Here is a 3,882-nt window from a genome sequence, read left to right as displayed (position 1 = left end):
CCCGGAGACGTCCCACACGCACAGGTCCCCCGCCGTCCCGTCGCCGAGGTGCCCGAGCTCCGGCCGCCCGAGCCCCGCCGCGGACCCCTCGGTCGTCATCCCGAGCACCTGCCGCGCGGGGAGCTGCGGCCCGACGAGCGCCGACACCTGCATCGCCAGCCGTGCGTCCGCGAGCAGGTGCCCCGCGTCGTTGCTGCCGCCGCCGCTCGTCCCGAGGCCGACCGGGACCCCGGCCGCCGCGAGCGCCGCGACCGGGGCGATCCCCCACCCCATGGGCACGTCGCACCCCGGTGCGTGCGTCGCGGACACCCCGGCCGCGGCCAGCCGTGCGACCTCGTCGGCAGTCACGTCGCACAGGTGCGCGATCGTGACGTCGGGAGCGAGCCACCCCCACTCCTCGAGCAGGTCGATCGGCCGCCGCCCGTACCGCTCGAGCGCGATCGCGGTGTCGACCTGCTCGTTCGCCTGGGTCCGCCGTCGGAGTCCGTGCCGGGCGGCGACCTCGCCGAGCGCCCGGAAGGTCGCTTCGCCGTCGGAGTGCACGCCGGCCGGGCCCACGGCCACCTGCAGGCCGCCGTCCGGGTCGACCCCGCCGACCGCCTCCTCGTGCAGCAACCGCGCGGCGATCGCGTCCGCCGACGCAGCAGCACGCTCCGGGTCGTCGCGCGCCGAGCCCCGCACGAACACGAGACGCCCGCCGAGTCCGCGGACGGCGTCGACCGTCGCCGCGGCGAGCGCCACGGTGTCGTCGGTGGTCGCGTCCGCGGGCCAGTTCAGGTGGTGGTCGGCGATCGTCGTGACGCCGGACAGGAGGCCCTCCGCGGCCCCGGCGGACGCGGCCAGTCCGTACAGCTCGGGATCGTGCCCCACCCGGCCGTACGCGCCGGCCATCGTCGGGAGCCACTCCGCCATCGGCACGCCGCGCGTCCCGGGCAGGGTGCGGAAGGCGGTCTGCAGCAGGTGGTGGTGGGCGTTCACGAGGCCGGCGGTGACGACGCAGCCCGAGGCGTCGAGGGTCGTCGCGAGGTCGCTGCCGTCGTCGAGGACCACGTCGCCCTCCCGTTCGGTGCGGGGGTCGACGAGGACGCGGCGGGCACCGGTGACGGTCAGCATGCGTCGGTTGTAGCAGTCGACTGTTTCCGCGGCGTGACGGAGGAACCGGCCGTGCCGGAGGAACCGGCCGTGCCGGTCTCGGGTGCGGGAGCACCCGGCGGATCGCACTCCGCGCCCCATCGGTGGTCCTGGATGTGGAATACCGGCCGATCGGCTCGCCCGTGTGTACGCTCGGCCTGGGGAACGATCCGGGGGGGGGGACATGAGCGACATCGAGTTCGACGACGGCGCCGCGAAGCGGTTGATCGCAGCGGCTGACGCCGGCGACGACCGGCTCCGCGGTCAGGGCGGGACGAGGGCGGCCGCGGCGGAGGACGCGCTCTGGAACTTCGAGGGTGCCTACTCCCAGCGCTTCCTCGAAGCCGTGCAGGTCGAGGCGGCGGACCGCGCCCGCCTCGCACGACAGCTCGCGTCGTTGTCCGACCAGGTCAGCGCCGTCGCGGCCGCGGCCGTCCGCGAGCGCGAACGGCTGGCGGACCTCGCGTCGTGGAACCAGCGTGAGCAGCACCGTCAGGACGCTGCGGCCACCGATCCGCTCCGCGCGCTCGGCATCCCGCCGAGCACGTTCCCGGACCCGCGGCCGTCGACGACACCGGTGGTGCCGCCGGAGGTCTCGGTCTCCTTCACGGCGCGTCAGCGCGAGCGCACCGGGACGGGGACGAGCGGCGGACGCAGCTCGGCCGTCCCGGAGAACCTCCGACGGTTCGCACAGACCACCAGGGCCTCCGACCGAGCGGCGTCGACCGCCGTCGGCGACGTCCGTCGAGCGTGGCACGCCTTCGTCGGGTCGTGCGGCTGGGCCCGGATCGGCAGCACGACACTCCTGTCCGGTGCGGAGGCGTACCTGCGCGAGAACGACGGGGACGCCGCGTGGACGGAGCGCGTGGCCGCGGCCTTCGAGCGCGCAGGGAGCGCCGGCTCGCTGTCGAACGCCACGCTCGACGTCGCCGTGTCGGACGACGTCCCGGCTGCAGTGCAGCGCCTCACGGCCGACGGGCTGACCCCGACCGAGGTGAACGCACTCTGGAACGCCTTCGGCTTCTCCCCGGAGCGCCGCTCCGACCTGGAGTCGTTGCCGGTCACCGCCCTCGCCGCACTCGGGAACCTCGAGGGCGTGCCGTACTGGGCCCGGGACACCGCCAACCGCGTCGTGCTGCGCGAGCGCCTGGCGGCGGCCCGCACCGGCGACGATCCGGTCGAACTGGCCGCACTGCAGAACATCGACAAGGCACTCCGCGGGGCGGTGGACGACTGGCCGCGGTCACTCACGACGCTGTCCGCCGACGTGCCCCCGCTCGCGGCGGTCTCGATCGGTGACCTCGACACCGCTGCGAACGTCACGTGGACGGTACCCGGGATGGGGACGACCTCGGCGGACACGGTCGGTTGGGCGAACGCCTCCCAGAACCTCGCCGAGCAGCAGGCCCGGACCACGGGTCGGACCGACAACGCCGTGCTCGCGTGGATCGGGTACGCACCACCGCCGGTCCCGGACGCCGAGAACCGTGACCTCGGGGTGCTCGGCAACCGCTCGGCCACCGAGGGCGCACCGCACCTCGTCGACAGCATCCACGGTCTCGACGCGGTCCGGGCGGGGGACGTGCCGCACACCAACGTCGTCGCCCACTCGTACGGGTCGACGACCGCCGCGATCGCCCTCGACCGCGAGGACGTGCACGTGGACACGCTGACGACGATCGGCTCCGCCGGCATCCCGGGGAGCGTGCGAGACGCCGGCGACCTGAGCGCCGACCACGTGTACGCCGGCCAGGCGCGCAAGGCGTACCCGTGGGACGACGACGGCCCGCGGGGCGACCAGTGGGCCTGGCTCGGTCGGGAAGGCAGCCGCCGGAAGGACCCGACCGACGCGGACTTCGGCGCCACCGTGTTCGAGGTCGACGACGGCGGATCGGGCAACCCGGTGCTCGACCACGGCGTCCACACGAAGGACGACCGGGGGTACCTGGACAAGGGCACCGAGTCGCTCAAGAACGTCGCACGGACCTCCACCGGACAGGGAGACCGTGTGAGCCGACCCACGGAAGAAGAGGAAGCCTGGTGAGTCGATCATGATCCGACCGGTCCCCGTGCGGGATGCCGCCCGACGGAGTGTCCGACCGCACCACCTCGCCAGGGCGGTGGTCACGGCCCTGACGATGACCCTGTTGACCGGATGCGCAGGAGGAGAACCCATGGAACCCGACCAGACCCAGCAGCCCACCGTCTCGCCGGACGAGGCGAAGCGATCCGTCGTCGACGTCGTCGACCGGACCGCGAGCCTCGTCGACGGCGACTGGGAGGTCCTCAGCGGGCCGAGGCTCGGGCTCTGCCCGGGATCGGACGGCTCCGGCGACGCCGACGACCCGGGCGGCGTCACGTGGGTGTACGTGAAGCAACGGCCGGGGTCCGACGACCCGAAGGAGGACCTCCGCAAGGTCGAGTCCCTCTGGCAGAGCATGGGGATCACGACGAAGCGGTACCGCAGCGGTGGCGACGACCCTGACCTGGGGCTGACCGGGCGCGGCGGTCCGGTCAGCAGCATCGACTTCCTCGCGTCCTCCGCGGGCGGCTACAGCATCGACGGCGAGTCGCAGTGCGCCGACGGCGACTACGGCGACCTGGCCACGGGGAGCCCGACCCCCTGACCGGCACCGCCGGGCGCGCGGGCAGGGACGCCGGCGCCGGGCACAGCCGCGCGCGCGAGCGGAGACGCCGGCGCCCGGCCCCGCCGGGCGCGCGAGCGGAGACGCCGGCGCACGGCACCGCCCG

The 3,882-nt window shown here is 74.6% G+C and carries 3 protein-coding genes; 2 read left to right on the top strand and 1 reads right to left on the bottom strand.

The window, feature by feature from the left end:
- Positions 1 to 1,113, bottom strand: a 1,113-nt coding sequence (locus tag BEP24_RS15960; protein WP_065965119.1) for an amidohydrolase family protein, incomplete at its 3' end; no start/stop codon positions are given.
- Positions 1,114 to 1,315: 202 nt separating this feature from the next.
- On the opposite strand from BEP24_RS15960, the gene BEP24_RS15955 reads away from it, so the two are divergent.
- A complete protein-coding gene (locus tag BEP24_RS15955; RefSeq protein WP_065965118.1) occupies positions 1,316 to 3,175 on the top strand; it encodes an alpha/beta hydrolase in 1,860 nt (619 codons plus the stop codon).
- Positions 3,176 to 3,305: 130 nt separating this feature from the next.
- Positions 3,306 to 3,758, top strand: a complete 453-nt coding sequence (locus tag BEP24_RS15950) for a hypothetical protein (protein ID WP_065965116.1) — start codon at positions 3,306 to 3,308, stop codon at positions 3,756 to 3,758.
- Positions 3,759 to 3,882: the final 124 nt, after the last annotated feature.

The organism is Curtobacterium sp. UCD-KPL2560 (genome assembly GCF_001705035.1).
Classification (GTDB): Bacteria; Actinomycetota; Actinomycetes; order Actinomycetales; family Microbacteriaceae; genus Curtobacterium.
This window is presented reverse-complemented; position numbering and strand designations above follow the sequence as displayed.